This window comes from Rhodococcus sp. B50 (assembly GCF_013602415.1).
GTDB lineage: Bacteria > Actinomycetota > Actinomycetes > Mycobacteriales > Mycobacteriaceae > Rhodococcus.
The window spans coordinates 5,088,059-5,113,406 of sequence record NZ_WPAG02000002.1; the positions used below are offsets into that span (position 1 = coordinate 5,088,059).

A 25,348-nucleotide genomic window follows, 5' to 3' on the forward strand; every position below is an offset into this window, starting at 1 on the left:
TTCGATGCCGACCGCGCAAGGAATCCGAGTAGGGCTGTCCACCGCTTCGGTCTACCCGGAGAACACCGAAGCGGCATTCCGGTTCGCGGCCGACCTCGGCTTCGACGGGGTCGAGTTGATGGTGTGGGCGGAACCGGTGAGTCAGGACCCCACCTCCGTGGAGCGTCTGGTCCGCGAGTACGGGGTGCCGGTGCTCGCTGTGCACGTGCCGTGCCTGTTGATCTCACAGCGCGTGTGGGGAGCAGATCCCGCCGCCAAGCTCGACCGTTCGGTGCGTGTCGCCGAGATCCTCGGTGCGGAGACCGTGGTGGTCCATCCGCCCTTCCGGTGGCAGCGCCGCTATGCGGAGGGCTTCTCCGATCAGGTCGCGGCGCTCGAGGCCGACAGTCACGTGGTGGTCGCGGTCGAGAACATGTACCCGATGAGGGCCGACGTCGTCTTCGGGGGTCGCGATCGCGGCGCCGAACGTCTGCGCAGGCGGGGTCCCGGCCGCGCGGTCTCGGCCTACAGCCCGTCGCTCGACCCCACCGACATCGGCTTCGAGCACTACACGCTCGACCTGTCGCACACCGCGACGGCGGGTGCGGACGCTCTCGCGCTGGCGGATCGGATGGGGGAGGGGCTGGCCCACCTCCACCTCGCCGACGGCAGGGGGTCCTCGCTCGACGAGCATCTCGTCCCGGGAACGGGCACGCAGCCGTGTGCGGAGGTCTGCCGCCGACTTGCGGCGAGCGACTTCGGCGGTCACGCCGTGCTCGAGATCAGCACCCAGAGTGCGCGCACACGCGTGGAGCGTGCCGGGATGCTTGCACGGTCGCTGGCCTTCGCGCGCACGCATCTGGATCGTTCGGCGACGCACGCGATCACGGCCGGACCCGAGAGTCCCCGGCACACGGACATCGCGCGCATCCCCGTCACGGAGGGCAGCGATTCCGGCGGCGAGCACGGCGACGCCTGAGATCAGCACACCCTCCTCGCCAGAAGTCACCTGACTGGATAGTTGTAGTATCCGGTGTCGAGGGCAGGAGGTGATCTGTGCGTATCTCGGAACTCGCCGAGCACTGCGGCGTGCCGCTGCCGACGGTGAAGTACTACCTGCGGGAAGGGCTGCTCATGCCCGGAGTGGCGACGAGCGCCACCTCGGCGACCTACGACGACCGACACGTCCGCCGCCTCGGTCTCGTCCGGGCCCTCGCCGCCCAGGGCCTGCCCCTCGAGAAGATCAAGACCGTCGTGGATCTCGTCGACAACCCCCGCGACGACCTGTTCGTCGAACTCGGCCACGCCATCGCCGCTCTGCCGCCCTACGTCGAGGACTCGGCCGGTCCCGACTATCCACGGGCGCGCCGGCTGCTCGAACACCTCGGCCAGATCTACGACCCGCGGTTCGCGGCCGTGGCGCAACTCGAACATGCGCTCGCAGCCCTCGAGGCTGCCGGTCTGCGGATGGGACATCGCCGGATCGACGCCTACGGCCGTCACGTCCGCGCCATCGCCGAGCTCGATCTCGAGCTGCTGCCGACGGACTCCCGGGAGGCCACCGTGGAGGCGGCCGTGCTCGGGACCGCCCTGTACGAGCCGGTGCTCACCGCCATGCGCCGACTGGCCCACCAGCATCTCGCCGCCCGCAAGTTCGGGTCCGGCGATCTCCCCACGACCGGCGACGACCAGGCCCCGCACGAAGACCAGGAGCAGTAGTGACCATCCCCGACCAGCCTTTCCGAGATCTGACTTCCGTCACCCGGGTGCCGGGCGACCACCCCGACGGCACCGCAGCGTGGCGGGCGCACATCGCTCCGGTGTGGACCATCGGACCCAAGGTGCACGGCGGATGCCTGCTCGCGGTCTGCGCGTCCGCGGCCCGCAGGTCGGTGCTCGACGCCGGCGTCGACCCGCTCACCCAACCCCTCGCCGTCAGCGCCTCGTTCGTCTCCGCGCCCGATCCCGGCGACGTCGACCTCACCACCATCCTGCGTAAGCAGGGAAAGCAGATCGGTGTCGTGGACGTCGAACTGTCCCAGGCCGGCCGCGTGGCGGTGCGGGCGAGCGTCACCCTCGGCGCCCCGGACACCGAGGAGCCGTTCCACACCGTGCCGCACCGCGCGACCACCATGCCCGCCGGCCCGCCGGCCGAATCGGTGCTCGTCACCCCCGAGCACCCCATGGGGCAGATCGTGAAGTTCGCCTCCACCTCCCGGCTCCGGATCGACGCCTCCACCGCGCGCTTCCTCGACGGGCAGCAGGGCGAACCGCTCGTGTCGATGTGGACGCGGCCGACGCCGGGCGACGAGGCCGACGTCGACACCTCGGTGCTGTTCGCGCTCATGTGCGGCGACGTGTCGGCTCCCGTCGCGATGAACCTCGGCCGATTCGGGTGGGCGCCGACGGTGCAGCTCACCGCGTATCTGCGGCGGGTGCCGGTTCCGGGATGGCTGCGTGTCATCGCCGAGAGCAGCGTCCTCGGCAACACCTGGTTCGAGGAGGACCACACCGTCGTCGACTCGACCGGCCAGGTCGTCGTGCAGTCGCGTCAGCTGGCCATGATGCCGCGCTGACACACTCCGCAGAGATCGGTCCCGGTAGGCGGATGACCGTGGTGTGGGCCGCGCGAGCCGTCGTGGCAGGCTGTCCCCATGACGAGAATTGCAGTGATCGGTGGCGGCAGGATCGGAGAGGCGCTGGTCTCGGGTCTGCTGAAGAACGGCTTCGCGACCAAGGATCTCGTGGTCGCCGAGAAGTTCGAAGAACGACGTGACGAACTGTCACGGACCTACTCGATCCGGGTCACCGACAGTACCTCCGACGCAGCGGAAGGCGCCGACGTGGTGGTCGTCGCCGTCAAGCCCAACGATGTGGACGCCGTCGTCAGCGCCCTCGCAGCGGTCGACGCCGGGAACGACGACGAGCAGATCCTGGTGTCGCTCGCGGCCGGCATCCCGACGGTCCGCTACGAAAACAAGCTTCCGGCCGGCTTCCCCGTCGTGCGCGTGATGCCGAACACCCCGATGCTGGTCGGGGAGGGCGCGAGCGTGCTGTCTGCGGGCCGGTACGTCAAGCAGCAGCACCTCGACACGGTCCGCGAGATCCTCGCGAGTGTCGGAACCGTCTCGGTGGTCCCGGAACCGCAGATCGACGCCGTCACCGCGGTGTCCGGCTCCGGTCCCGCCTACTTCTTCCTCGTCGCGGAGGCGATGATCGATGCCGGTGTCGCGCTCGGGCTGACGCGGGCCGTCGCTACCGATCTGGTGGTGCAGACGATGACCGGTTCGGCCGCGATGCTCGCACGCTCCGGCGACAACGCGCCCGATCTGCGCGCGGCGGTCACCTCGCCGGGAGGGACCACGGCAGCGGCGATCCGCGAACTCGAGCGTGGAGGGCTGCGTACGGCCTTCTACGAGGCGCTCGACGCCGCGAAGCGTCGTTCTGCGCAACTCGGGGCGGCATCCGATCAGACGTCGCCCGCGGCCCGGGAAGGCCTCTCCGGCACCTCCTGACAGATGCCCACGCGGGGCGTAGCGTGACGACGAACGGCCCGCTCGCCGGAAATTCCCCAGCTGCATCGTCGCACACGAACCATTTGTCACGCTAAGCTCGAATCAGCACGTGCGTGTCTGTTCCGCCGGAGGGGAAGCCGGCGGCGCGGGCGTGCCGGAGGTGTGTAATGGTTTCAGGAAACACGCCGTCGAAGGGTCAACCTCAAGACGGACAGTCGGTTCTCGCCGGTACCCAGTTCCTGACGGTTGCCGAAGTGGCAGCTCTCATGAGGGTGTCGAAGATGACCGTGTACAGGCTGGTGCACAGTGGCGAACTACCCGCAGTGCGGGTGGGACGGTCGTTCCGCGTGCACGCGAAGGCCGTCCACGACTATCTGGAGACGTCGTACTTCGACGTCGGATAGGGACGGTCGGCGCGTCCCCGGGGGACGGCGGTTCGACGAACGGATCCGGTGCGCGAGGGAAGTCGCGTCCCGGGGCGGACCTCGGTTTCACGCCGGTGTGCCGCCCCGGTAGGATTGCTTGTCGTCGTACCGGCCAGCCGGTGTCGTGAGGCGCTGTTACTCGTCGCCACGAGGCCCAGCGTCGACATACATCAGGCGTACGTCACCGGCGTGCGCAGGAACGCAACAAGGAACGTGAGGGATGCCCACATGGGATCTGTGATCAAGAAGCGCCGTAAGCGCATGTCGAAGAAGAAGCACCGCAAGCTGCTCCGCCGCACCCGCGTGCAGCGTCGTAAACTCGGCAAGTAAGCACTGCGCCTGTCCGATGCCCGTCACCATCCATGGTGGCGGGCATCGTTCGTCTCCGCATCCCGGCACCGGAAAGTTCACCGACCTGTCGTGCGACGGCAGCGAAGTGGCCGTATTGTGGGACGGCATACCGCGTCGGGGCGAATGTGACCGATGACGCGTGTGGTGCAGCAGGGGGTTCACGAGTGGTTTCGCAGGGGCACGAGGTGGCACGTCCACGAGTCGTGCTGGTCACCGGAGCAAGTCGGTTCCTGGGTGGTTTCCTCGTCACCAGGCTTGCCCAGAATCCCGACATCGAGCGGGTGATCGGCGTCGACACGCAGTCGCCGTCGAAGGACATGCTCCGACGCATGGGCCGGGCCGAGTTCGTGCTCGCCGACATCCGCAATCCACTCATCGGCAAGATCATCCGCAACATGGACGTCGACACCGTCGTCCACGCGTCCGCCGTCACGAAGGCCCCGAAGTCGGGCAGCCGCACGGCGATGAAGGACATGAACGTCCTCGGCGCGATGCAGCTGTTCGCGGTGTGCCAGAAGGCGCCGTCGGTGCGCAGGATCGTGCTGCGGTCCTCGTCCGTCGTCTACGGCTCGAGCGCCAAGGATCCCGCGAAGTTCACCGAGGAGATGAGTGCCCGCCGCCGGCCCACCGGTGCCTTCGCCCGCGACATGCTGGAGGTCGAAGGGTATCTGCGCGGAGTCGCGAGGCGGCGCAGCGACCTCGCGACCACCATCCTCAGGCTCGCACCCACCGTCGGGAACCGGTTGCCCGGCTCGGTGTCGAGCTATCTCACCTCACCGCTCGTTCCGAACGTGCTCGGCCGCGACGCGCGTCTGCAGTTGCTGCACGAGGAGGACGCGCTCGGCGCACTCGAACATGCGGTCGTCGCCGGACCGCCCGGGACGTACAACATCGCCGGTGAGGGCATCGTCATGATGACCCAGGCGGTGCGCCGGGCCGGGGGTGTCACCGTGCCGATGCCCTACGCGCTGTTCCGCACCGTCGGGCACGCCCTCATGGGTTCCGTGATGAACTCCTTCACCAAGGAAGAACTCGACTATTTCCATTTCGGATGCGGACTCGACACCACGCGCATGCGCAACGAGTTCGGATTCGAGCCACGCTGGACCACGAGAGAAGCGCTTGACGATTTCGCCCGGGGCCTCGCCCTCACCCGCATCGTGAAGACCGAATGGGTGGACAAGGCCGAGTCGATGGCGCTTTCCGTGCTCGGAGAGACGAGGGAGACGCGATGACGCAGGTCGCGAAGGTCATCCCGTTGCACGCCGGCAACCGCCGCCCCGGCGAACGGGGCACACGCACACCCCATCCGTCGATGGGACCACCGCTCACCCCCGAACAGACGAGCCGCACCGACCGGTTCCTCGACGACCTGCGGGGCACCCTCGCACAGCAGGTCACCGCCACCGCCGAGTTCGTCCGCCGCCGGATGACCGGTGACTACGAGGTCGACGACTTCGGCTTCGACCCGCACTTCACCGACAACATCGTCCTGCCGGTGCTGCGTCCCCTGTTCGACAAGTGGTTCCGCGTCGAGGTCCGTGGCATCGAGAACATCCCCGCAGAAGGTCGTGCGCTCGTCGTCGCCAACCACGCCGGCACGCTTCCCGTGGACGCGCTGATGACATCCGTCGCCGTGCACGATCACGCGAACCGGCCGCTGCGCATGCTCGCCGCCGACCTCGCCTTCGGCATGCCCGTGGTCGGAACGGTGACGCGCAAGGCCGGCCACACCCTCGCGTGCCACCCGGACGCCGAACGCCTGCTCGCCCAGGACCAGGTGGTCGCGGTCTTCCCCGAGGGCTACAAGGGCCTCGGCAAACCGTTCAAGGAACGCTACAAACTGCAGCGGTTCGGACGCGGCGGATTCGTGTCGGCGGCGCTGCGGACCCAGGCGCCCATCGTGCCGTGCTCGATCGTCGGGTCCGAGGAGATCTACCCGAACCTCGCCGACCTCACCTCGCTCGCACGCCTGCTCGGCCTGCCCTACTTCCCGATCACCCCACTGTTCCCGGCGCTCGGGCCGCTCGGGATGGTGCCGCTGCCGTCCAAGTGGTACATCGAGTTCGGCACACCGATCGTCACCGACGTGTACGACGACGCGGCGGCGGAAGACCCGATGGTGTTGTTCGAGGTCACCGATCACGTGCGCGAGACGATCCAGCAGACCCTCTACAAGCTGCTCACGCGCCGCCGCAACGTCTTCCTCGGCTAGAGCCCCTTCTGCCTGCCGCCTCCGGCCTACGCCGCGCGATCGCGGCGGCGACCGACGAGAACCGCGACCGCACCACCTGCGGCGCCCAGGCCGAGCGCCGTCGGCACCCCGACCTTCGCGGCCTTGCGCGCCGTCCGGAAATCGCGGATCTCCCACCCCCGCGTCCGCGCGACCTGCCGTAGATCCGGATCGGGGTTGATCGCGACGGCCGTGCCCGCCACCGAGAGCATCGGCACGTCGTTGTGGCTGTCGGAGTAGGCCGTGCACCGCTTGAGATTGAGACCCTCACGGATCGCGAGCGCCCGTACCGCGTGCGCCTTGCCGAGACCGTGCAGGATGTCACCGACCAGACGGCCCGTGAACACCCCGTTCTCCGACTCGGCGACGGTCCCCAACGCACCGGTGAGTCCGAGACGCTCGGCGATGACATCGGCCAGTTCGACGGGCGTCGCGGTCACCAGCCACACCTGCTGCCCGGCGTCGAGGTGCATCTGCGCGAGAGCGCGGGTGCCCGGCCAGATCTTGTCGGCGATGATCTCGTCGTAGATCTCCTCGCCGAGCCGACGCAGTTCCTCGGTGGAGCGGCCCTGCACGAACGACAGGGCCTTGTCGCGACCGGACGCGACGTCGGTCATGTTCTCCTTGCCGGTCAGGCGGAACTTGACCTGTTGCCAGGCGAACTCGAACAAGTCGGACTTGTCGAAATAATTCCGCGCGACGAGGCCACGGGCGAAGTGGATGATCGAGGCGCCCTGCACCATCGTGTTGTCGACGTCGAAGAAAGCTGCCGCGGTCAGATCGCGGGGAACGGGAGTGGTGTCGGGCGAGGGCTCGACGCGGGATTCCTGCAGAGCCAGGGCAGCGTCGGCGCTCGCCTCACCTGCGAGATTGGCGCGGACCTCTTCCTCGCTGGGCCCGAACTTGCGGGAGAAGAGCCGGCGTCCGGGACGGATGATGCGTGCCCACGTCTCACCCATGCCCCATCCGTAGGGAAACGAACGTCCTGGCACTCGCACCTCCGGTGTCGTGACGGGCGGGGCTGTCGAAACGGGCGGGGTCGTGCCCGGCGCGTACGCGAGCGACCCGCGCCAAGCCTAGCCCGCGATGCCATTCGTCACGGGGAGGCCCTCGCCCCTATGACCGGGTGTGACGTTCATCTCGACAGGCCGTACCGCACAGTGGAGGCATGAGTGAGCATTCGTCTTCGGCAACGGGCGGCTCCGGGAGCCGTCATCACCTGACACTTCTCGTCCGTGCCGGGTGCAGTGCGTGTGGGCCGGTACGCGAACAGCTGGAGGCGCTCGCCGAGGAACTCGGCGTCGGGGTCACCTGCATCGATGTGGATAGCGCTGCCGCAACCGATCCCGATCTGCGGGCCGAATTCGGGGACCGTCTGCCCGTCGTCCTCCTCGACGGACGCGAGCACAGTTACTGGGAGGTCGACGAGCCACGCTTGCGCGCCGATCTCGCTCGCTGACCCGACAGGTCCCCGTCGTACAGCAGGTGGGAAGCACATTCGGGGTGCTTCGAGCAACTTTGTGCATGGCTTCACAAGCGGTTACCGTGGTGTGAACGAATTCCCGGATCACCGTGAGGCCAGGCGTGTATCCACCGGCCGGACGAGGAGCCACGTACCGTGACGCAGTTGCACCCACCGCAGGGCGAGGACGCTCGCGGCACCGCCGGGTCCGGCGAGGGTGCCACTCCCACCCCTCCGGTCCGCGATATCCCACAGGCTACTGTGACGCGTCTCGCGACCTACCTCCGGGTCCTCGGTGCGTTCGCGGAAGCGGGCACGCTCATCGTCTCCAGTGAGGAACTCGCGGCCGCGGCCGGGGTCGGTTCCGCCAAGCTGCGCAAGGATCTGTCCTTCCTCGGACCCAACGGTGTGCGCGGCGTCGGCTACGACGTCCTGCGCCTGCAGTCCCGCATCGAGGCCGCCCTCGGACTGGACCGGGGTCACCGTGTCGTACTTGTCGGAGTGGGGAGTCTCGGACGGGCGCTCGCCCGGTATCCCGGTTTCGATCGCCGCGGTTTCACCATGGCCGGACTGTTCGATTCCGATTCCGCCGTGGTGGGCACCCGGGTGGGCGACCTCGTCGTCCGGCACGTCGACGATCTCGAGAACGGCGCGCGCGAGCTCGGCGCGACCATCGGTGTCGTCGCCACCCCCGACGACGCTGCGCAACAGGTGTGCGACCGGCTCGTGCTCGCCGGGGTGCGCAGCATCCTCAGCTTCGCCCCCGTCGAACTCGACGTGCCCGACCACGTCGAAATCCGCCGCGTCGACCTCTCGGTCGAGATGCAGGTCCTGTCCTTCAACAGCACGCGCAACGAGGAAACCGCCCGTTCCGCGGCCGCAGATGTTCGTCCCGCAGCCGGCGACGTACGACCCGCCGGCATCCCGCGGGTGTCCACCCGAAGCTCTGCTCGGCGTACCACAACAGGAAAGGCGGGTCCTATGGGCTCGGCCGCGACCAGAAACGGATCGGTGATCGCACCGTGAGTGTTCTCCTCGTCGGGATATCGCATAGGAGCGCACCGGTCCCGGTGCTCGAGAAGGTGGCGGTCACGGACACCGACCGCCCCAAGCTGACCGACAAGATGCTGGCGTCGGACAAGATCTCCGAAGCGATGATCGTCTCCACCTGCAACCGGGTGGAGATCTACGCGGTGGTCGACGCCTTCCACGGCGCGCTGGCCGCGGTCAGCGAACTGCTCGCCGAGCACTCGGGTCTTCCCGTCACCGAACTGCACAAGCACGCCTACGTCCGGTACAGCGAGGCGGCCGCCGAACACCTCTTCTCCGTCGCGAGCGGTCTCGACTCGATGGTCGTGGGGGAGCAACAGATCCTCGGGCAGATCCGCACGGCCTACGCCGCTGCCGACGCCCAGCAGGCCGCGGGCCGCACACTGCACGAACTCGCCCAGCAGGCGCTGCGCGTCGGCAAGCGGGTGCACTCGGAGACCGGCATCGACGCCGCCGGTGCCTCCGTCGTGTCCGTCGCGCTCGACAAGGCCGCGAATTTCCTCGGTGGCGACCTCCGGGGCCGCACCGCCGCGGTGATCGGGGCCGGTGCCATGGGAGGTCTCGCCGTCGCGCACCTCGTCCGGGCGGAGGTCGGCTCGATCGTCGTCGCCAACCGCACCCGCGACCGCGCCGAGCGACTCGCCGAGACCGCGCGGGCCGCCGGTGTCGATGCCGAGGTCGTCGCGTTCGACGAGCTCGCGGCCGCACTGAGTCGCGCCGACGTCGCCGTCACCTGCACCGGGGCCGTGGGCGCCGTCGTCACCCTCGCCGACGCGCACCGCGCGCTCGCACAGCCCGGGCGCGGCGAACGTCCCCTCGCGATCTGCGATCTCGGTCTGCCGCGCGACGTCGATCCCGCCGTGGCGGGTCTTCCCGGCGTGCAGGTCTTCGACATGGAATCGCTGCAGCGCGACCCGTCGGCCGGCGCCGCGGCGAACGACGCGGAGGCCGCACGCACGATCGTCGCCGCCGAGTTGTCGCAGTACCTCACGGCACAGCGCCTCGCGGAGGTCACCCCGACTGTGACGGCACTGCGTCAGCGCGCCGCCGAGGTGGTCGAGGCCGAGCTGATGCGCCTCGAATCGCGGTTGCCCGACCTCGACGACGGCCAGCGCGGCGAGGTCGCCCGTACGGTGCGCCGTGTCGTCGACAAGCTCCTCCACGCTCCGACCGTGCGCGTCAAGCAGCTCGCGTCGACGCCGGGCGGCGACCAGTACGCCGAGGCCCTGCGGGAGCTGTTCGAGCTGAGCCCGGGTTCGGCCGAGGCGGTCGTGACTCCCACCAAGGACTTGAGCTCGCTGACCGACCCCACTCTCGCGGTGGATCTGTCCGCCGCGCTGGATCCCGCTGTCACCACCGAACTCCAAGCCTCACGAAAGGACGGCACCGCATGAGCACCGAAGCCGCATCGGTTTCCCGCGACGACGTGGCTCGGCAGGATCGTCCTCTACGGATCGGTACCCGCGGCAGCGTTCTCGCCACGACCCAGGCCGGCACCGTGCGCGACGCGCTCATCGCCGCCGGTCGCCCGGCAGAGCTCGTCATCATCACCACCAAGGGCGATGTCACCCCCGGCCCGGTGCAGCGCATCGGCGTCGGCGTGTTCACCGCCGAGCTGCGCGAGGCGCTGCTCGCCGGTGAGGTCGACGTCGCCGTGCACTCCTACAAGGACCTGCCCACCTTCCAGGACCCGCGCCTCGTCGTCGCGGCCGTCCCCGAGCGGGAGGACCCGCGCGACGCGCTCGTCGCCCGCGACGGACTCGTCCTCGGTGAGCTGCCTCCCGGCTCGAAGATCGGCACCTCGGCACCGCGCCGGCGGGCACAGCTCGCGGCCCTCGGCCTCGGACTGCAGATCGAGCCCCTGCGCGGCAATATCGACACGCGCATCGGCAAGGTCGACTCCGGCGAGCTCGATGCGATCGTCATCGCTCGCGCCGGCCTGTCGCGCATCGGACGCCTCGACCGCGTCACCGAGTCCCTCGAACCGGTGCAGATGCTCCCGGCGCCGTCGCAGGGCGCGCTCGCCGTCGAGTGCCGCTCGGATGATCCCGAGATGATCGAGCTGCTCGCGGGACTCGACCATGCGCCGAGCCACGCCGCCGTGATCGCCGAGCGCTCGCTGCTCGCCGAGCTCGAAGCCGGATGCACCGCACCGGTCGGTGCGCTCGCCGAGATCGTCGAATCCCTCGACGACGACGGCCGCGTGATCGAGGAGTTGTCGGTGCGCGGTTGCGCTGCCGCCCTGGACGGATCGGATGTGCTGCGAGCGAGCGCGGTGGGGGCACCGGAGAAGGCCGAGGAACTCGGCCGCCGTATCGCCCGCGAACTGCTCGATCTCGGTGCGCGCGAGCTCATGGTCGAGCACGGGGTCGTTCCCGAGACGAGACCTGCCGATGATTGACCCCGCCGTGACCGTCACCCGATTTGCCCTTACCGCTGATTTGACCGCACTGGAGAATGACCGATGAGCCGAGTCCGTAAGCACACCCCCGGGCGCATCCTGTTCGTGGGATCGGGGCCGGGCGATCCTGCGCTGCTCACCGTGCGCGCGCGTGACGTGCTGGCGGGCGCCACGATCGCCTTCACCGACCCCGATGTCGACAAGGGGGTCGTGGCCCTCGTGGGATCCGATCTCGGCGCCGACCCGGAGACCGGTGAGCCCGTCGCCGAGGTTCGTCCCGCCCTCGGTGAGCCCGCCGAGGTCGCCAAGACGCTCCTCGCGGAGGCGAAGGCCGGACACGACGTGGTGCGCCTCGTCGCCGGCGACCCCCTCACGACCGACTCGGTGATCGCCGAGGTCAACGCCGTCGCCCGCACCCAGGTGGTCTTCGAGGTCCTCCCGGGGCTGCCCGCCGGATCGTCGGTGCCGAGCTACGCCGGCATGGCGCTCGGTTCGTGCCACACCGAGGTCGACGTGCGCGGAGAGGTCGACTGGGCCGCGCTCGCCGCAGCCCCCGGCCCGCTCGTCCTCCACGCGACCTCCGGTCACCTCGCCGAGACCGCCAGCGCGCTGGTCGAACACGGTCTCGCGCCGCAGACCCCCGCAGCGATCACCGTGCGCGGCACCACCCGTCAGCAGCGCACCGTCGAGGCCACGCTCGCGACCCTGAACGACGCGGGTTCCGAGCTCGTCGGGCCGCTCGTCGTCACCGTGGGCAAGGTCGTCTCGCACCGCAACAAGATGTCGTGGTGGGAGTCGCGCGCCCTGTACGGCTGGACCGTGCTCGTGCCCCGCACCAAGGATCAGGCCGGCGAGATGAGCGAACGGCTCGTCACGCACGGCGCGATCCCCATCGAGGTGCCGACGATCGCGGTCGAGCCGCCGCGCAGCCCCGCCCAGATGGAACGCGCGGTCAAGGGCCTGGTCGACGGCCGCTACCAGTGGGTGGTCTTCACTTCCACCAACGCCGTGCGTGCGGTGTGGGAGAAGTTCGAGGCGTTCGGTCTCGACGCGCGGGCGTTCTCCGGCGTCAAGATCGCGTGCGTCGGTGAGGCCACGGCTGCGAAGGTGCGCTCGTTCGGCATCATCCCCGAGCTCGTGCCCAGCGGCGAACAGTCCAGCCTCGGCCTGCTCGCCGAGTTCGCCCCGTACGACGACGTCTTCGACCCGGTCAACCGGGTGCTGCTGCCGCGCGCCGACATCGCCACCGAGACCCTCGCCGAGGGTCTGCGCGAACGCGGCTGGGAGATCGACGACGTCACCGCCTACCGCACCGTGCGTGCTGCTCCGCCGCCGGCCGCGACCCGCGAGATGATCAAGACCGGCGGTTTCGACGCGGTGTGCTTCACGTCGTCGTCGACGGTCCGCAATCTCGTGGGTATCGCAGGCAAGCCGCACGCCCGCACGATCGTCGCGTGCATCGGCCCGAAGACGGCCGAGACCGCGATCGAGTTCGGCCTGCGGGTGGACGTGCAGCCCGAGACCGCGCAGATCGGTCCGCTGGTCGACGCGCTCGCCGAGCACGCGGCCCGGCTCCGTGCCGAGGGTGCGCTGCCCCCGCCGCGGAAGAAGTCCCGCGCCCGCCGCTGATGTTCCGATGACTCGTGCGCGGTTCCGGTAGTCACCGCTACCGGAACCGCGCACGACCCGTATGGAAGGTGTTCTCCCATGTTCCCCGACGTCCGTCCCCGCCGGCTGCGCAGCACACCCGCCATCCGACGACTCGTGGCAGAGACCTCCCTCGAGCCCCGCCATCTCGTGCTCCCGATGTTCGTGGCCGACGGCCTCACCGAACCGCGCGAGATCGCGTCGATGCCCGGCGTGTACCAGCACACCGCCGATTCGCTGCGCGAGGCTGCGACCGAGGCCGTGGCCGCCGGTGTCGGCGGACTGATGCTCTTCGGCGTGCCCCGCCCCGACGACAAGGACGCCCGCGGTTCCGCGGCGAGCGATCCCGACGGTGTGCTCAACCGGGCACTGCGTTCGCTGCGCAGCGAACTCGGCGACTCCACGGTGATCATGGCCGACACCTGCCTCGACGAGTTCACCGACCACGGTCACTGCGGCGTGCTCACCGGTTCCGGGGTCGTCGACAACGACGCGACGCTCGAGCGCTACGCCGAGATGGCCGTCGCGCAGGCCGAGGCCGGAGCCCACCTGCTGGGTCCGAGCGGGATGATGGACGGGCAGATCGGCTTCATCCGGTCCGCTCTCGACGAGGCCGGACACACCGAAGTCGGCCAGCTCGCCTACTCCGCGAAGTACGCCTCGGCGTTCTACGGTCCCTTCCGCGACGCCGTCGGCTCGTCCCTCGAGGGCGACCGCCGCACCTATCAGCAGGATCCCGCGAACCGCCGGGAGTCGATGCACGAGGTGGATCTCGATCTCGCCGAAGGTGCCGACATGGTGATGGTCAAGCCGGCGATGTCGTATCTCGACGTGCTGCGCGAGGTCGCCGACCGCTCGCCCGTTCCGGTGGCCGCCTACCAGATCTCCGGGGAGTACTCGATGATCACCGCGGCCGCGCAGAAGGGCTGGATCGACCGCGACGCCGCGATCCTCGAATCGCTGGTGGGGATCCGGCGTGCAGGCGCCGACATCGTCCTCACCTACTGGGCCGCCGAGGTCGCGGGTCGCCTGTCATGAGTTTTCCCGCTCCGCCCGTCGGGCCCGGTCCCGCGGCCAACCGTCCCGTTCCCGGAGACGTCACGACGGCCTACCAATTGTGGTGTGGGGTACTCGCTCTCGCCGTCGTGAGTTTGGCGGCAAGTCTCGCCGATCTGCTGAGCCGACGCGACGAACTACTCGATCTCATGTCCACGATGGCCGCCGATGAGGCCGTCGAAGGCATCACCACGGAGCAGCTCGAGTCGGCGGTCCCGGTGCTGGTCGCGCTGACCGCAGGCATCGGGCTGGTGATCGTCGGACTGCTGTATCTGGTGGTCAGGCAGCTGCTGAAGGCCAAGAACTGGGCCCGGATGCTGCTGACTCTGCTGGGTGTGTTCATGTCGCTGTCGACCCTGCCCACCGTCTTCGGTGTGGGGGTCGGGGAGGGCGGCGCGGGCTGGGTACTCGGTGTGGTGGGCATTCTGCAAGCCGTCGCGACGGTCGGAGCGATCGTGCTGATGCACCGGCGCGACGCAAATCGTTTCTTCCTGCGGCTGCCGGAAGAATAGACGTACCACTCGGTTTCGTTGCGCGCGGTGGAAGAGTACGGTGGGCTCACCATCAGGGGCCCGAAGGCCCTTTCCGTCGAGCGAAAAGGACGTCATGCAGGTGGAACCGCGGCCCTATGGGCGCCGTCGCGAATTGGTGTTGATCGCTCTCATCGCCCTCCTCGGCCTGGTGACCACGGTGCTGCTGGTGATCCCCGGCGCGTTCGCCGCTTGACCGGTCCGTCCCCGTCCGAGGCAGCCGAGCCGCTGTTCCGCGAACCCGGCGCGCGATGGCGCACGGTCGCCATCGGGCCGGTCTTCTGCGCGGTGGCCCTCGTCGTCGAACTGCTCACCGGTCCGGTCGTGCACTGGGCCGCGCTGCCGATCCTCGCGATCGTGCTCGCGGGCTTCTCGTACGTCATGGTCGTGGCGGCCCGCCGGCACGTCAGCGTCGAACTCACGCCCACGACCCTGCGTCAGGGCACCGAGGAACTGCCGGTCGCCGAGATCGAAGCGGTGCTGCCGCCGCCGGCCGACCGCGGGGAACCGAAACGATGGGAAACCGCCCGTAGCCTCGGCGAATTGTCCGACGTGCCGCGCGGACGGAAGGCCGTCGGACTGCGCCTGACCGGGGGGACGTTCGTGCGGGCGTGGGCGAAGGACGCCGACGAGCTGCGAGCTCGGCTCGGCGAGCTCGTCGGCGACCCCGGTCAGACTGCGACGTCCTGAGGCGGAACGACCGCTCCCTCACGTTCGAGCATGGCCGACCCGAGCAGGTACTCGGGCACACCCAGGCCCTCCACGAGCGTCAGCGCGTGCGGGCGCAGGCTGCGGCACCGTTCGTTGATCCCGCGAGTGACCGCCTTGGCCCGTTCGACCGACAGCAGGCGGTGTTCCATGAACCACGCCTTGTCCTCGTCGATGATCGTCAGTGCGTAGAGATCGCACAGCTCCGAGAGCAGGTCGCGGGCGGTCTCGTCCGTGCAGTCCTCGATCGCGGCGACGAACGCCTCGAGCACGACCCGGTCGATGTGCGCGCGAGCGGCATGCAGCACGTGGTCCTGCACGAAGTTGAAGGCGTCGAACGGATTGTCCTCACGCTTCATCGCGCCCTGCAGGCGCCGGGCCGCGGTGGACAGCAGGTACTGCTCGCGGTCCTCGAACATCGTCACCTGCGTACCGCGGTTGAAGAGGCTGCCGTCCTCCTCGTTGTCCTGGCGGGTGTCGACGATCGTCTGGATGATCTGCTGCGCCGCGGTGCGCTTCTTGACGATGTCGGAGATCGTGGTGGCGGCGAACCGCATCCACTCCACCGGGCTCATGCCCTGCACCTCGTCGGCGTAGGCCGTGAGCAGTTCCTTCGCGACCAGCTGGGTCAGGACGTGGTTGTCGCCCTCGAAGGTGGTGAACACGTCCACATCCGCGCGCAGCGCCGTCAGCCGGTTCTCGGCCATGTACCCGGCACCACCGCAGGCCTCGCGGCACTCCTGGATCGCCCGCGACGCGTGCCAGGTGTTGGCGACCTTCAGACCGGCCGCGCGACCCTCGAGCTCGCGCTGTTCCTGCGCGTCGAGTTCCTGCAAGGACGTCGATTGCAGCCGGTGCATCGTCGTGAGCAGCTCGTTCTGCGCGAAACCGAGCGCGTACGAGCGGGCGATCAGCGGGAGCAGGCGCCGCTGATGGACGAGATAGTCCATGATCGGCACCTCGTCCTCGCGCCCCGGGGCGTCGAACTGGCGACGCTGCTCGGCGTAGCGGGTGGCGATGGTCAGCGCGACCCGCGCGGCAGCCCCCGCCGACCCGCCGACGGTGATGCGGCCGCGGACGAGGGTGCCGAGCATGGTGAAGAACCGCCGGCTCGGGTTGTCGATATCGGAGACATACGTCCCGTCCGGGTCGACGTCCGCGTACTTGTTGAGCAGGTTCTCCCGCGGGACCCGCACCCGGTCGAAGACGAGGCGGCCGTTGTCGACACCGGGCAGGCCGCCTTTGTAGCCGCAGTCGGAGGTCGTCACGCCCGGCAGGTCGTTGCCGTCCTCGTCGCGGATCGGGACGACGAAGCAGTGCACACCGTGGGTCTCGCCCTGCGTGACGAGCTGGGCGAAGACCGCCGCGAACCGGGCGTGCTGCGCGGCGCCGCCGATGTAGTCCTTGCGGGACGACGGGGTGGGGGAGTGGATCACGAACTCCTGGGTGTCCGGATCGTAGGTCGCCGTGGTCTCGAGCGACTGCACGTCGCTGCCGTGCCCCGTCTCGGTCATCGCGAAGCAGCCGAGCACGTCGAGATCGATGAGCCGCCCGACGTACTTCTCGTGGTGCCGTTCGGTGCCGAGGTTCTCGATGGCGCCGCCGAACAGGCCCCACTGCACCCCGGCCTTGACCATCAGCGACAGATCCGACATCGCGAGCATCTCGATCGAGGCGACCGCACCGCCTGCGTCGCCCGTGCCGCCGGACTCGACGGAGAAGCCTGCCGCAGCGTAGCCGTGGCCGGCGAGGAGGCGCATCTGCTCGAGGGCGATGGCGCGGGCCTTGTCGGTCTCGGGCGTGTAGTGCGGCGCGAACTTCTCGTGCGCGAGGTCCGTGCGTGCTCGTTCGCGGGCTTCGTGCCACGCACCGTCGAGAGCGATGCGCAGATGTTCAGCTGTGGTCGGCATGTCTCAGACGATAGGTGCGGGACATCACTCACGGTGTCCCTTTTTCCTGGTACGGGAGAAAAAACACATCAGGTTTGATCACCCGTGTTTTTGGCAAATCTCGCGAAACTACGGACACTGGAAGTCGTGACTGCGACCCCCGATGCTTCGTCCACCCACGACACCCGATCCGCCGCACTCTTCCACCGGGCATCGAAGGTGACACCGGGGGGCGTCAACTCTCCGGTCCGCGCGTTCGGGTCGGTCGGCGGCAACCCGCCTTTCTTCGCTTCGGGATCGGGTCCTCTGCTCACCGACGTCGACGGCAATACCTACGTCGACCTGGTGTGTTCCTGGGGTCCGATGATTCTCGGGCACGCACATCCCGCCGTCGTCGAGGCCGTCCGGTCCACCGCCGTCGCCGGTCTGTCGTTCGGTGCCCCCACCGAGGGCGAGGTCGAACTCGCCGAGGAGATCGTCGCTCGCATCGCGCCCGTCGAGCAGGTCCGGCTCGTCAACTCCGGCACCGAGGCGACCATGAGTGCCGTCCGTCTCGCGCGTGGGTTCACCGGACGGGCGAAGATCGTGAAGTTCGCCGGCTGTTATCACGGTCACGTCGACGCACTGCTCGCCGACGCCGGTTCCGGCCTGGCCACCTTCGGTCTGCCCACCTCGCCCGGTGTCACCGGCGCCCAGGCCGGCGACACCATCGTCGTCCCCTACAACGACCTCGACGCCGTACGCGCCGCCTTCGAAGCGAACCCCGGCGAAATCGCGGCGGTCATCACCGAGGCTGCCGCCGGCAACATGGGAACGGTTCCGCCGGTGCCCGGCTTCAACGAGGGGCTCCGCGAGCTCACCCGCGAGCACGGCGCGCTGCTGATCATGGACGAGGTGATGACCGGCTTCCGTGCGAGCCCGACCGGCTGGCACGGCATCGACGGCGTCTCCGGCGACCTCATGACCTTCGGCAAGGTCATGAGCGGTGGTCTTCCCGCTGCGGCCTTCGGCGGTCGCGCCGACGTGATGGCCCATCTCGCCCCGAGCGGCCCCGTCTACCAGGCCGGCACCCTCTCCGGTAATCCCGTCGCCGTCGCCGCCGGCCTCGCGAGCCTGCGGGCCGCCGACGCCGATGTCTATGCCTCACTGGACCGCAACGCCGAGACCCTCGGCCGCTTGCTCGGCGAGGCCCTGGCCGCCGAAGGCGTGCCGCACCGCGTCCAGAACGCCGGCACCCTGCTGAGCGTCTTCTTCACCGGTGAGCCGGTGACGAACTACGAACAGGCCAAGGCTGCGCAGACCTGGCGGTTCCCGGCCTTCTTCCACGCTCTGCTCGAGCGTGGCGTCTACGCGCCCCCGAGCGCCTTCGAGACGTGGTTCGTCTCGTCCGCGCTCGACGACGACGCGTTCTCGCGGATCGCCGACGCCCTGCCACACGCCGCCCGCGCGGCTGCCGCGGCGACCGCGCCGTAGCCCGTTCCTGCCAGGACGACCCTGCCAAGACGAACCCTGCCCTGACGAACTCCCGCCCCTTCCACACCCCTCGAGGAACATCGACGTGACCGACGCCGCCCCGTCCGAGACCCGCACGATCGTGCACGTGCTCCGCCACGGAGAGGTGCACAACCCCTCCGGCATCCTCTACGGTCGCCTGCCCGGATTCCGGTTGTCGGTGACCGGTGAGGCACAGGCACGGGCGGTCGCGGCGTCGCTGGCCGACCACGACATCGCGCACGTGGTCGCATCGCCGCTCGAACGGGCGCAGCAGACTGCCGCTCCGATCGCGGAGAAGCACGGACTGCAGATCCGCACCGACGAGAACCTCATCGAGGCTGCCAACGACTTCGAGGGATTGAAGGTCTCGGTCGGCGACGGCGCGCTCAGCCGGCCGCGGCACTGGTGGAAGCTGCGTGATCCGTTCACGCCGTCGTGGGGCGAGCCCTACCTGCAGATCGCCCACCGCATGCTCGCCGCCGTCAACGCCGCCCGCGTGGCCGCGGCGGGACGGGAAGCGGTGTGCGTGAGCCACCAGCTTCCGGTGTGGACGCTGCGCCGATTCCTCGAGGGCGAGCGCCTGTGGCACGATCCGCGCCGCCGCCAGTGCAGCCTTGCGTCGCTGACCTCCCTGGTCTACGAGGGCGACACCCTCGTCGACCTGGTGTACTCCGAGCCGGCCGGCGCTTCCGACCCGAACGTCCACGGCGCATGAGAAGGGCGTTCCGGGCGGCCGTCGCTGCGATCTGCGGCGCCGTCCTTCTCACCTCCTGTGCCACCGGTGACGACGCCGTCGCCACCGGCGGAACGTTCGACTTCGTCTCGCCCGGCGGGCAGACCCGCATCTTCTACGACCCCCCGGCCGAGCGCGGCACCCTCGGTGAGCTCACCGGCGAGGACCTCATGAACGAGGGTGAGACGATCTCCCTCGACGATTACGAAGGCCAGGTGGTCGTGCTCAACGTGTGGGGCCAGTGGTGCGCCCCCTGCCGCAGCGAGGCCGACGATCTCGAGCAGGTCTACGAGGACACCAAGGATCTCGGTGTGCAGTTCCTGGGCATCAACGTCCGCGACAACCAGCGCGACAAGGCCCAGGACTTCGTGACCGACCAGCAGATCGGTTACCCGTCGATCTACGACCCGCCGATGCGGTCGCTGCTCGCCCTCGGACGCAACTACCCGACCTCGGTCGTGCCGACCACGGTCGTCCTCGACCGGGAGCACCGCGTCGCCGCGGTGTACCTGACCGAACTGCTCGCCGAGGACCTGCAACCGGTGGTCGAGCGGATCGCGGCGGAATCGGATTCGGAGCAGTAACGGTGATCCTTGCGTCGGGTGTCGGGGAGACTTTCCAGAACGCGGCCCTGTCGGGGCCGTTGCTGCTGGCGATGGGCGCGTGCCTGCTCGCCGGTCTCGTCTCCTTCGCGTCGCCGTGTGTCGTGCCGCTCGTTCCCGGATATCTGTCCTATCTCGCCGGGGTGGTCGGGGCCGAAGCTCCTGCCGTCACCGCCGAGCAGGCCGGTGCCCGCACCACGACGATCCGCCGCGACGGGCGGCTCCGGGTGGCGGGTGCCGCCGGGCTCTTCGTCCTGGGCTTCACCGTGGTGTTCGTCCTCGCGACGGCTTCGGTGTTCGGAGCGATCTCCGCGCTCGCCGTCAATCGCGAGCTGCTCATGCGGATCGGTGGTGTCGTCACCATCGTGATGGGCCTGGTCTTCATCGGCCTCATCCCTGCCCTGCAGCGCGACACGCGGCCGGCGCCCCGGCGCATCTCGAACCTCGCTGGTGCCCCGCTGCTCGGTGCGGTCTTCGCACTCGGATGGACTCCCTGCCTCGGCCCCACCCTGGCCGGGGTGATCTCGCTGGCGGCAGGCACCGAGGGCACCACCGCGGCACGCGGGGTGACGCTGATCGTCGCCTACTGTCTCGGACTCGGGCTGCCGTTCGTCGTGCTCGCGCTCGGTTCGGCGCGGGCGTTGCGTGGGGTGGGCTGGCTGCGCACCCATGCGCGGACCGTGCAAATCGTCGGTGGCCTGATGCTCATGGCCGTCGGCATCGCTCTCGTCACCGGTGCGTGGGACCTGTTCGTGTCCTGGGTCCGTGACTCGTTCATCTCGGAAGTGACTCTGCCCGTATGACCGCGACACATACCCCGACCCCCGCACCGCAACCGTCGCCTCCGCCGCGGCAGAGCGCGGCCGGACGTGCCGCTGCTCTCGTGCGGAACACATGGCGCGGCCTGACCTCGATGCGGACCGCCCTGGTCCTGTTGTTCTTGCTCGCGCTCGCCGCGATCCCCGGTGCGCTCCTGCCGCAGCGCAGCCTCAACACCCAGAAGGTCGACGAGTACATAGCGGCCCGCCCGACGCTCGGACCGCTCATGGACCGGTTCGAGCTGTTCGACGTCTTCGGCAGTTTCTGGTTCACCGCCGTCTACGTGCTGCTGTTCATCTCACTGGTCGGCTGCATCCTGCCGCGCTGCGTCGAGCACTTCCGCGCCCTGCGTACCCCGCCGGTCGCTGCTCCGCGCAACCTGCAGCGACTGCCGCATCACGCGCAGACGACGGTGGCCGAGACCCCCGACGACGTACTCGACCGGATCCAGGCGCAGCTGCGCGGATGGAAGGTCGTGCGCCGCGAGGGCGGGGCCCGCGGACGCGACGGCGAGGTGACCCTGTCCGCCGAGAAGGGCTATCTGCGCGAGGCCGGCAACCTGGTCTTCCACATCTCCCTCGTCGGTCTGCTCGTCGCCGTCGCCGCCGGCAAGCTCTTCGGATACGAGGGACAGCGCATCCTCGTCGCGAACGGCGAGGAATTCTGCACCACCTCACCTGCGTCCTTCGATTCGTTCCGGGCCGGCAGCACGCTCGACGGAACCGGGCTGAACCCCATGTGCGTGCGGGTGAACACCTTTGCCGCCGACTATCTCGACAACGGTCAGGCCGAGATGTTCACCTCCGACATCGAGTACCAGTACGGCGACGACCTTGCCGGCAACATCTGGCGCGACGCGCAGTTGAAGGTCAACCATCCGTTGCGCGTCGGCAGCGACCGCGTCTACCTGCAGGGCCACGGCTACGCTCCGACGTTCACGGTGGCCTGGCCGAACGGTGAGACCCGCACCGAGACGCTGCAGTGGGCACCCGACGATGCGACCACCTTCCTCAGCAGCGGTGCGATGCGCTTCGACCCGCCCGGTGGCATGTTCCCCGACGCCGACGAGCGCCGGAAGAACCAGATCGCGATCGAGGGACTGTTCGCGCCGACGGCCTCGTTCCACGGCACGCTGCTCACATCGATCTTCCCCGCCCTGACGGACCCGGCTGTCGCCATCGACATCTACAAGGGCGACTCCGGTCTCGACACCGGCAACCCGCAGTCGCTGTTCTCGCTCAACAAGGAACTGATCAATCAGGGACGCCTCGTGAAGCAGGATCGTGTCAACCTGCGTCCGGGGGAGAGCGTGACGCTCGCCGACGGCACCGAGGTGCGATTCGACAAGGCCACCGACTTCGTCAACCTGCAGGTCTCCCACGACCCGGCTCAGCAGTGGGTGCTGGTCGCGGCGATCTTCATGATGGGCGGACTGCTCGTGTCGCTGCTGGTCAAACGACGCAGAGTGTGGGCACGCGCGTACCCGGACGGTACAGTGAACGACGGCGAACGACGGACCGTAGTAGAGCTCGGCGGTCTCGCACGAACCGATCAGGCCGGATGGGGAGACGAGTTCGACCGACTGGTCGAGCGCCTTCTCGGCGACGATGCACCCTCCGCCCCGGCGGCACAGGAGAAGAAGAACTGATGACAGAGAACGACACCCTCGCGCAGTACAGCGACTGGGCCTTCGAGTCGGCCTTCGCGGTGCTCGTGCTGGCTCTGCTGCTGCTCATCGCCGAGTACGCGACCCACCGGGCCGACGTCGTGGCGGAGCGAGAACGCGAACTCGTGGCCGCCGGAAGGCAGCAGGCCCCCGCCGAGCGCGCGACCGGGCCGGGACGGATCGACCAGACGCCGAAGCGCACCGTGTCGCAGCGTCTCGGCAACATGGGACGCGCGCTCGTCGTCGTGGTCGCGGGCCTGCAGCTCGCCTCGATCGTCCTGCGTGGGCTGGCCACCGAGCGGTTCCCGCTCGGCAACATGTACGAGTTCGTCTCGATGGCGTGCACCGCCGCGGTGATCTTCGGGCTGATCGTCCTCCGCAAGCCGGCCTACCGGATCATGTGGGTGTACCTGGTGGTCCCCGTATTGATCCTCATGTTCCTCGCGGCGACGGTGTTGTATGCCGACGCCGCTCCCGTGGTGCCGGCCCTCCGGTCGTTCTGGCTGCCGATCCACGTGACGATCATCAGCGTCGGCAGCGGCATCTTCCTCGTCTCGGGTGTCGCGAGCGTGCTGTTCCTGCTGCGTATCCGCTTCCCGAAGGGCGAGGAGCGCAGCGGTGTGTTCGCGGCGATCGCCGAGCGGCTGCCCGACGCGCAGACCCTCGACCGGCTCGCCTACCGCACCACGATCATCGGCTTCCCGCTGTTCGGCGCCGGCATCATCCTCGGGGCAATCTGGGCCGAGGCGGCGTGGGGACGCTTCTGGGGCTGGGACCCGAAGGAGACGGTCTCGTTCATCTCGTGGGTCGTCTACGCCGCCTATCTGCACGCGCGTGCGACCTCCGGCTGGCGGAACACCCGCGCAGCGTGGATCAACATCGTCGGCTTCGTCACGGTGCTGTTCAACCTGTTCATCATCAACATGGTCGTCTCGGGCCTGCACTCGTACGCCGGACTCAACTGAGGCTGCTATCGTCGCGCCGTCGTCCATGACAGTCGACGGGGGGAGAACGCGGTGGATGGGGCCGGCATCGGTCCGTCGGGGCTCGACGGCAATGCGTTGGATGCAACAGCGCTGGATTCGTCGCTACTGGTACGCCCGGTCGCAGCCCCGCCTCGGAAGGGTTGGCGCCGGGTGGTCTACCGGGCGACCGGTGGTCGCGTCCATGTCGGGGAGAGTTCGCGGCAGCAACGCAGGGACGAGCTGGCCGAGCGGGTGCGTGCACCGCTGCACGGCTGCCATCGGATCGCCCTGCTGAGTCTCAAGGGCGGAGTGGGGAAGACGACCACCACGGTCACGCTCGGCTCGACCTTCGCAGAGCTGCGCGGTGATCGGATCGTCGCGGTCGACGCGAATCCGGACCGCGGCACGCTGAGCCAGAAGGTGGCCGAACAGACACCGGCCACCGTGCGCACCCTGCTGCGCGACCAGGCGCTGCTCGAGACGTACGCGGACGTCCGCGCCTACACGTCGCAGAACACGCATCGTCTCGAGGTGCTCGCCTCGGACACCGACCCGGCGGTCTCCGAGGCGTTCAGCGCCGACGATTACGAGCGGACGCTGGACCTGCTCGATCGGTTCTACAGCATCGTGCTCACGGATTGCGGGACCGGACTCATGCACTCGGCCATGAGTGCCATCCTCGAGAACGCAGACACACTGGTCGTGATCAGCTCGGGTTCGGTGGACGGCGCCCGCAGCGCCTCGGCCACGCTCGACTGGCTCGATGCGCACGGCTACCGCGAACTCGTCGAGCGATCGGTGGCCGTGGTCAACGCGGTGCGGCCGCGCTCGGGCAAGGTCGATCTCGACCTCGTGGTGCGGCATTTCGAACAGCGTTGCCGCGCGGTGCACGTCCTACCCTTCGATCCCCACCTCGAAGAGGGTGCGGAGATCGAGCTGGAGCGGTTGCACTCGGAAACGCGGCGTGCACTGCTCGGACTCGCCGCGGATATCGCCGACGGTTTCGGCACGCAGTGGAACGAAGGCCGGTGGCCCGACGCGCAGGGGCACGACGGTTCGGCCGGTGGCTCGGTGAGCAGTGCGAGCGGTCAGTCGCCCCGTTCCTGATCCGACTCGGTCGGGCCGTCGCCGCTGCGGCGGCGATGCACCTCGCGATCGACCTTCCACAGGAAGTCGGGATCGTCGTCCGGACCGACCACGCGGGTCGGCGGTCGAGATGCGGGACCGTACGCCTTCCACAGCAGGACGGCGAGGGTCACCGCACCGATGAGTGCCAACAGATAGAGCACGTTGCACCTCCTGACCGTGGCAGTGCCGGACGAGGACGTGCCCTCGCCGTACACCTCCGGGCCGCGGCGCCCGCAGACCGGTTCGTCCACAGTCTATGTGTGCGGAACCGGGTCCGGCACGTGGGTTCCGCGAGTGGGCGGACGAGGCCCGGCAGATGCACGCCGGAAGTGCGTCAGGTGCCGACTCGGTGGGTCGTTCGTGCGCCGACGCGGTGAGTCGTTCGTGCTGGGATCAGCGCGTCGCTTCGGTCGTGAGCGAGCGGAGGAGTGCCAGGACCTCGGACTCACGGAAGCGGCGATGCCCGCCCGGGGTCCGCAGCGAGCCCAATCGGCCGGCGTGGGCCCACCGGGTGACGGTCTTGGGATCCACATGGAACAGTGCCGCCACCTGACCCGGGGTCAGCAGGGATTCCTTCGCGCCGTTGAAAGTGGGTGCGCTCATTGCGAATGTCCTCCCGGTTGTCGTGATCGAGTTGTTCGACGCGATCGAGTTGTTCGATCGGGATGTCCAAGCCCATGGTGGCACCGATACCC

At 69.0% G+C, this 25,348-nt stretch carries 27 protein-coding genes; 23 read left to right on the forward strand and 4 right to left on the reverse strand.

Features of this window, described 5'->3' with window-relative positions; genetic code table 11:
• Positions 1 to 4: 4 nt before the first annotated feature.
• The 8 genes from GON09_RS23700 to GON09_RS23735 all read left to right on the forward strand — a co-directional run bounded on the left by GON09_RS23700 (position 5) and on the right by GON09_RS23735 (position 6,485).
• Positions 5 to 958, forward strand: coding sequence for a sugar phosphate isomerase/epimerase family protein (locus GON09_RS23700; RefSeq protein ID WP_213934044.1), 954 nt, complete (start codon positions 5 to 7; stop codon positions 956 to 958).
• A 77-nt stretch (positions 959 to 1,035) separates the two neighbouring features.
• Positions 1,036 to 1,698, forward strand: coding sequence for a MerR family transcriptional regulator (locus tag GON09_RS23705; RefSeq protein ID WP_213934045.1), 663 nt, complete (start codon positions 1,036 to 1,038; stop codon positions 1,696 to 1,698).
• A 5-nt stretch (positions 1,699 to 1,703) separates the two neighbouring features.
• Positions 1,704 to 2,555: a thioesterase family protein gene (locus tag GON09_RS23710; RefSeq protein WP_374195406.1), complete on the forward strand. Its 852-nt coding sequence runs from the start codon at positions 1,704 to 1,706 to the stop codon at positions 2,553 to 2,555.
• A 78-nt stretch (positions 2,556 to 2,633) separates the two neighbouring features.
• Positions 2,634 to 3,494: a pyrroline-5-carboxylate reductase gene (gene proC / locus GON09_RS23715; RefSeq protein ID WP_213934047.1), complete on the forward strand. Its 861-nt coding sequence runs from the start codon at positions 2,634 to 2,636 to the stop codon at positions 3,492 to 3,494.
• A 167-nt stretch (positions 3,495 to 3,661) separates the two neighbouring features.
• A complete protein-coding gene (locus GON09_RS23720) occupies positions 3,662 to 3,898 on the forward strand; it encodes a helix-turn-helix domain-containing protein (protein WP_006552345.1) in 237 nt (78 codons plus the stop codon).
• A 249-nt stretch (positions 3,899 to 4,147) separates the two neighbouring features.
• Positions 4,148 to 4,249: a 30S ribosomal protein bS22 gene (locus GON09_RS23725; protein WP_003402602.1), complete on the forward strand. Its 102-nt coding sequence runs from the start codon at positions 4,148 to 4,150 to the stop codon at positions 4,247 to 4,249.
• A 224-nt stretch (positions 4,250 to 4,473) separates the two neighbouring features.
• A complete protein-coding gene (locus GON09_RS23730; RefSeq protein ID WP_213934618.1) occupies positions 4,474 to 5,505 on the forward strand; it encodes an NAD-dependent epimerase/dehydratase family protein in 1,032 nt (343 codons plus the stop codon).
• A complete protein-coding gene (locus tag GON09_RS23735) occupies positions 5,502 to 6,485 on the forward strand; it encodes a lysophospholipid acyltransferase family protein (RefSeq protein WP_213934048.1) in 984 nt (327 codons plus the stop codon). The genes GON09_RS23730 and GON09_RS23735 overlap by 4 nt, the downstream gene beginning before the upstream one ends.
• Positions 6,486 to 6,511: 26 nt before the next feature.
• Here GON09_RS23735 and GON09_RS23740 read toward each other — a convergent pair whose 3' ends face one another.
• Positions 6,512 to 7,462: an HAD family hydrolase gene (locus GON09_RS23740; protein WP_213934049.1), complete on the reverse strand. Its 951-nt coding sequence runs from the start codon at positions 7,460 to 7,462 to the stop codon at positions 6,512 to 6,514.
• A 209-nt stretch (positions 7,463 to 7,671) separates the two neighbouring features.
• Between GON09_RS23740 and GON09_RS23745 the strand changes: the two genes are divergently transcribed.
• The 8 genes from GON09_RS23745 (at position 7,672) to GON09_RS23780 (ending at position 15,339) form a co-directional block, all read left to right on the forward strand.
• A complete protein-coding gene (locus GON09_RS23745) occupies positions 7,672 to 7,962 on the forward strand; it encodes a glutaredoxin family protein (RefSeq protein WP_213934050.1) in 291 nt (96 codons plus the stop codon).
• Positions 7,963 to 8,121: 159 nt separating this feature from the next.
• Positions 8,122 to 8,991 (forward strand): redox-sensing transcriptional repressor Rex, encoded by an 870-nt coding sequence (locus GON09_RS23750; RefSeq protein WP_213934051.1) that lies wholly within the window; start codon positions 8,122 to 8,124, stop codon positions 8,989 to 8,991.
• On the forward strand, positions 8,988 to 10,409 hold the full coding sequence (locus tag GON09_RS23755) for a glutamyl-tRNA reductase (protein WP_213934053.1): 1,422 nt from the start codon (positions 8,988 to 8,990) through the stop codon (positions 10,407 to 10,409). Before GON09_RS23750 ends, GON09_RS23755 begins: the two co-directional genes overlap by 4 nt.
• Positions 10,406 to 11,416: a hydroxymethylbilane synthase gene (hemC, locus tag GON09_RS23760; RefSeq protein ID WP_213934054.1), complete on the forward strand. Its 1,011-nt coding sequence runs from the start codon at positions 10,406 to 10,408 to the stop codon at positions 11,414 to 11,416. Before GON09_RS23755 ends, hemC begins: the two co-directional genes overlap by 4 nt.
• 63 nt (positions 11,417 to 11,479) lie before the next feature.
• Positions 11,480 to 13,045, forward strand: a complete 1,566-nt coding sequence (locus GON09_RS23765; protein ID WP_213934055.1) for a uroporphyrinogen-III synthase — start codon at positions 11,480 to 11,482, stop codon at positions 13,043 to 13,045.
• 78 nt (positions 13,046 to 13,123) lie between these two features.
• The gene (gene hemB, locus GON09_RS23770) at positions 13,124 to 14,101 is read left to right on the forward strand and encodes a porphobilinogen synthase (RefSeq protein WP_213934056.1); all 978 of its coding nucleotides are present in this window, start codon (positions 13,124 to 13,126) and stop codon (positions 14,099 to 14,101) included.
• Positions 14,098 to 14,631 (forward strand): hypothetical protein, encoded by a 534-nt coding sequence (locus GON09_RS23775; protein WP_244865624.1) that lies wholly within the window; start codon positions 14,098 to 14,100, stop codon positions 14,629 to 14,631. Before hemB ends, GON09_RS23775 begins: the two co-directional genes overlap by 4 nt.
• A 210-nt stretch (positions 14,632 to 14,841) precedes the next feature.
• Positions 14,842 to 15,339, forward strand: coding sequence for a hypothetical protein (locus GON09_RS23780; RefSeq protein WP_213934057.1), 498 nt, complete (start codon positions 14,842 to 14,844; stop codon positions 15,337 to 15,339).
• Here GON09_RS23780 and GON09_RS23785 read toward each other — a convergent pair.
• Positions 15,321 to 17,267, reverse strand: a complete 1,947-nt coding sequence (locus GON09_RS23785; protein WP_213934058.1) for an acyl-CoA dehydrogenase family protein — start codon at positions 17,265 to 17,267, stop codon at positions 15,321 to 15,323. The two genes, GON09_RS23780 and GON09_RS23785, sit on opposite strands and share 19 nt — an antisense overlap.
• Positions 17,268 to 17,393: 126 nt before the next feature.
• On the opposite strand from GON09_RS23785, the gene hemL reads away from it, so the two are divergent.
• The 7 genes from hemL to GON09_RS23820 all read left to right on the forward strand — a co-directional run bounded on the left by hemL (position 17,394) and on the right by GON09_RS23820 (position 24,632).
• Positions 17,394 to 18,719, forward strand: coding sequence for a glutamate-1-semialdehyde 2,1-aminomutase (gene hemL, locus GON09_RS23790; protein WP_213934059.1), 1,326 nt, complete (start codon positions 17,394 to 17,396; stop codon positions 18,717 to 18,719).
• A gap of 85 nt (positions 18,720 to 18,804) precedes the next feature.
• Complete coding sequence (locus tag GON09_RS23795; protein WP_213934060.1) at positions 18,805 to 19,455, forward strand: histidine phosphatase family protein; 651 nt, start codon at positions 18,805 to 18,807, stop codon at positions 19,453 to 19,455.
• Positions 19,452 to 20,057, forward strand: a complete 606-nt coding sequence (locus tag GON09_RS23800; protein ID WP_213934062.1) for a TlpA disulfide reductase family protein — start codon at positions 19,452 to 19,454, stop codon at positions 20,055 to 20,057. Before GON09_RS23795 ends, GON09_RS23800 begins: the two co-directional genes overlap by 4 nt.
• Before the next feature lie 2 nt (positions 20,058 to 20,059).
• Positions 20,060 to 20,878: a cytochrome c biogenesis CcdA family protein gene (locus GON09_RS23805; RefSeq protein WP_213934063.1), complete on the forward strand. Its 819-nt coding sequence runs from the start codon at positions 20,060 to 20,062 to the stop codon at positions 20,876 to 20,878.
• The gene (gene resB / locus GON09_RS23810) at positions 20,875 to 22,542 is read left to right on the forward strand and encodes a cytochrome c biogenesis protein ResB (RefSeq protein ID WP_213934064.1); all 1,668 of its coding nucleotides are present in this window, start codon (positions 20,875 to 20,877) and stop codon (positions 22,540 to 22,542) included. The genes GON09_RS23805 and resB overlap by 4 nt, the downstream gene beginning before the upstream one ends.
• Positions 22,542 to 23,525 (forward strand): c-type cytochrome biogenesis protein CcsB, encoded by a 984-nt coding sequence (ccsB, locus tag GON09_RS23815; RefSeq protein ID WP_213934065.1) that lies wholly within the window; start codon positions 22,542 to 22,544, stop codon positions 23,523 to 23,525. Before resB ends, ccsB begins: the two co-directional genes overlap by 1 nt.
• A gap of 51 nt (positions 23,526 to 23,576) precedes the next feature.
• Positions 23,577 to 24,632 (forward strand): MinD/ParA family ATP-binding protein, encoded by a 1,056-nt coding sequence (locus GON09_RS23820; RefSeq protein WP_213934066.1) that lies wholly within the window; start codon positions 23,577 to 23,579, stop codon positions 24,630 to 24,632.
• Here GON09_RS23820 and GON09_RS23825 read toward each other — a convergent pair.
• Both GON09_RS23825 and GON09_RS23830 read right to left on the reverse strand, forming a co-directional pair.
• Positions 24,614 to 24,814: a hypothetical protein gene (locus GON09_RS23825; protein WP_213934067.1), complete on the reverse strand. Its 201-nt coding sequence runs from the start codon at positions 24,812 to 24,814 to the stop codon at positions 24,614 to 24,616. The genes GON09_RS23820 and GON09_RS23825 overlap by 19 nt on opposite strands.
• A 232-nt stretch (positions 24,815 to 25,046) precedes the next feature.
• On the reverse strand, positions 25,047 to 25,256 hold the full coding sequence (locus tag GON09_RS23830) for a BldC family transcriptional regulator (RefSeq protein WP_006552323.1): 210 nt from the start codon (positions 25,254 to 25,256) through the stop codon (positions 25,047 to 25,049).
• Positions 25,257 to 25,348 lie beyond the last annotated feature (92 nt).

Coding starts and splice junctions, on each gene's coding strand:
- GON09_RS23775 (WP_244865624.1), top strand. CDS start 14,098: ATGAGTTTTCCCGCTCCGCCCGTCGGGCCCGGTCCCGCGGCCAACCGT.
- GON09_RS23765 (WP_213934055.1), top strand. CDS start 11,480: ATGAGCCGAGTCCGTAAGCACACCCCCGGGCGCATCCTGTTCGTGGGA.
- GON09_RS23735 (WP_213934048.1), top strand. CDS start 5,502: ATGACGCAGGTCGCGAAGGTCATCCCGTTGCACGCCGGCAACCGCCGC.
- GON09_RS23700 (WP_213934044.1), top strand. CDS start 5: ATGCCGACCGCGCAAGGAATCCGAGTAGGGCTGTCCACCGCTTCGGTC.
- GON09_RS23720 (WP_006552345.1), top strand. CDS start 3,662: ATGGTTTCAGGAAACACGCCGTCGAAGGGTCAACCTCAAGACGGACAG.
- GON09_RS23800 (WP_213934062.1), top strand. CDS start 19,452: ATGAGAAGGGCGTTCCGGGCGGCCGTCGCTGCGATCTGCGGCGCCGTC.
- resB (WP_213934064.1), top strand. CDS start 20,875: ATGACCGCGACACATACCCCGACCCCCGCACCGCAACCGTCGCCTCCG.
- GON09_RS23785 (WP_213934058.1), bottom strand. CDS start 17,267: ATGCCGACCACAGCTGAACATCTGCGCATCGCTCTCGACGGTGCGTGG.
- GON09_RS23740 (WP_213934049.1), bottom strand. CDS start 7,462: ATGGGTGAGACGTGGGCACGCATCATCCGTCCCGGACGCCGGCTCTTC.
- hemC (WP_213934054.1), top strand. CDS start 10,406: ATGAGCACCGAAGCCGCATCGGTTTCCCGCGACGACGTGGCTCGGCAG.
- proC (WP_213934047.1), top strand. CDS start 2,634: ATGACGAGAATTGCAGTGATCGGTGGCGGCAGGATCGGAGAGGCGCTG.
- GON09_RS23830 (WP_006552323.1), bottom strand. CDS start 25,256: ATGAGCGCACCCACTTTCAACGGCGCGAAGGAATCCCTGCTGACCCCG.
- ccsB (WP_213934065.1), top strand. CDS start 22,542: ATGACAGAGAACGACACCCTCGCGCAGTACAGCGACTGGGCCTTCGAG.
- GON09_RS23725 (WP_003402602.1), top strand. CDS start 4,148: ATGGGATCTGTGATCAAGAAGCGCCGTAAGCGCATGTCGAAGAAGAAG.
- GON09_RS23745 (WP_213934050.1), top strand. CDS start 7,672: ATGAGTGAGCATTCGTCTTCGGCAACGGGCGGCTCCGGGAGCCGTCAT.
- hemB (WP_213934056.1), top strand. CDS start 13,124: ATGTTCCCCGACGTCCGTCCCCGCCGGCTGCGCAGCACACCCGCCATC.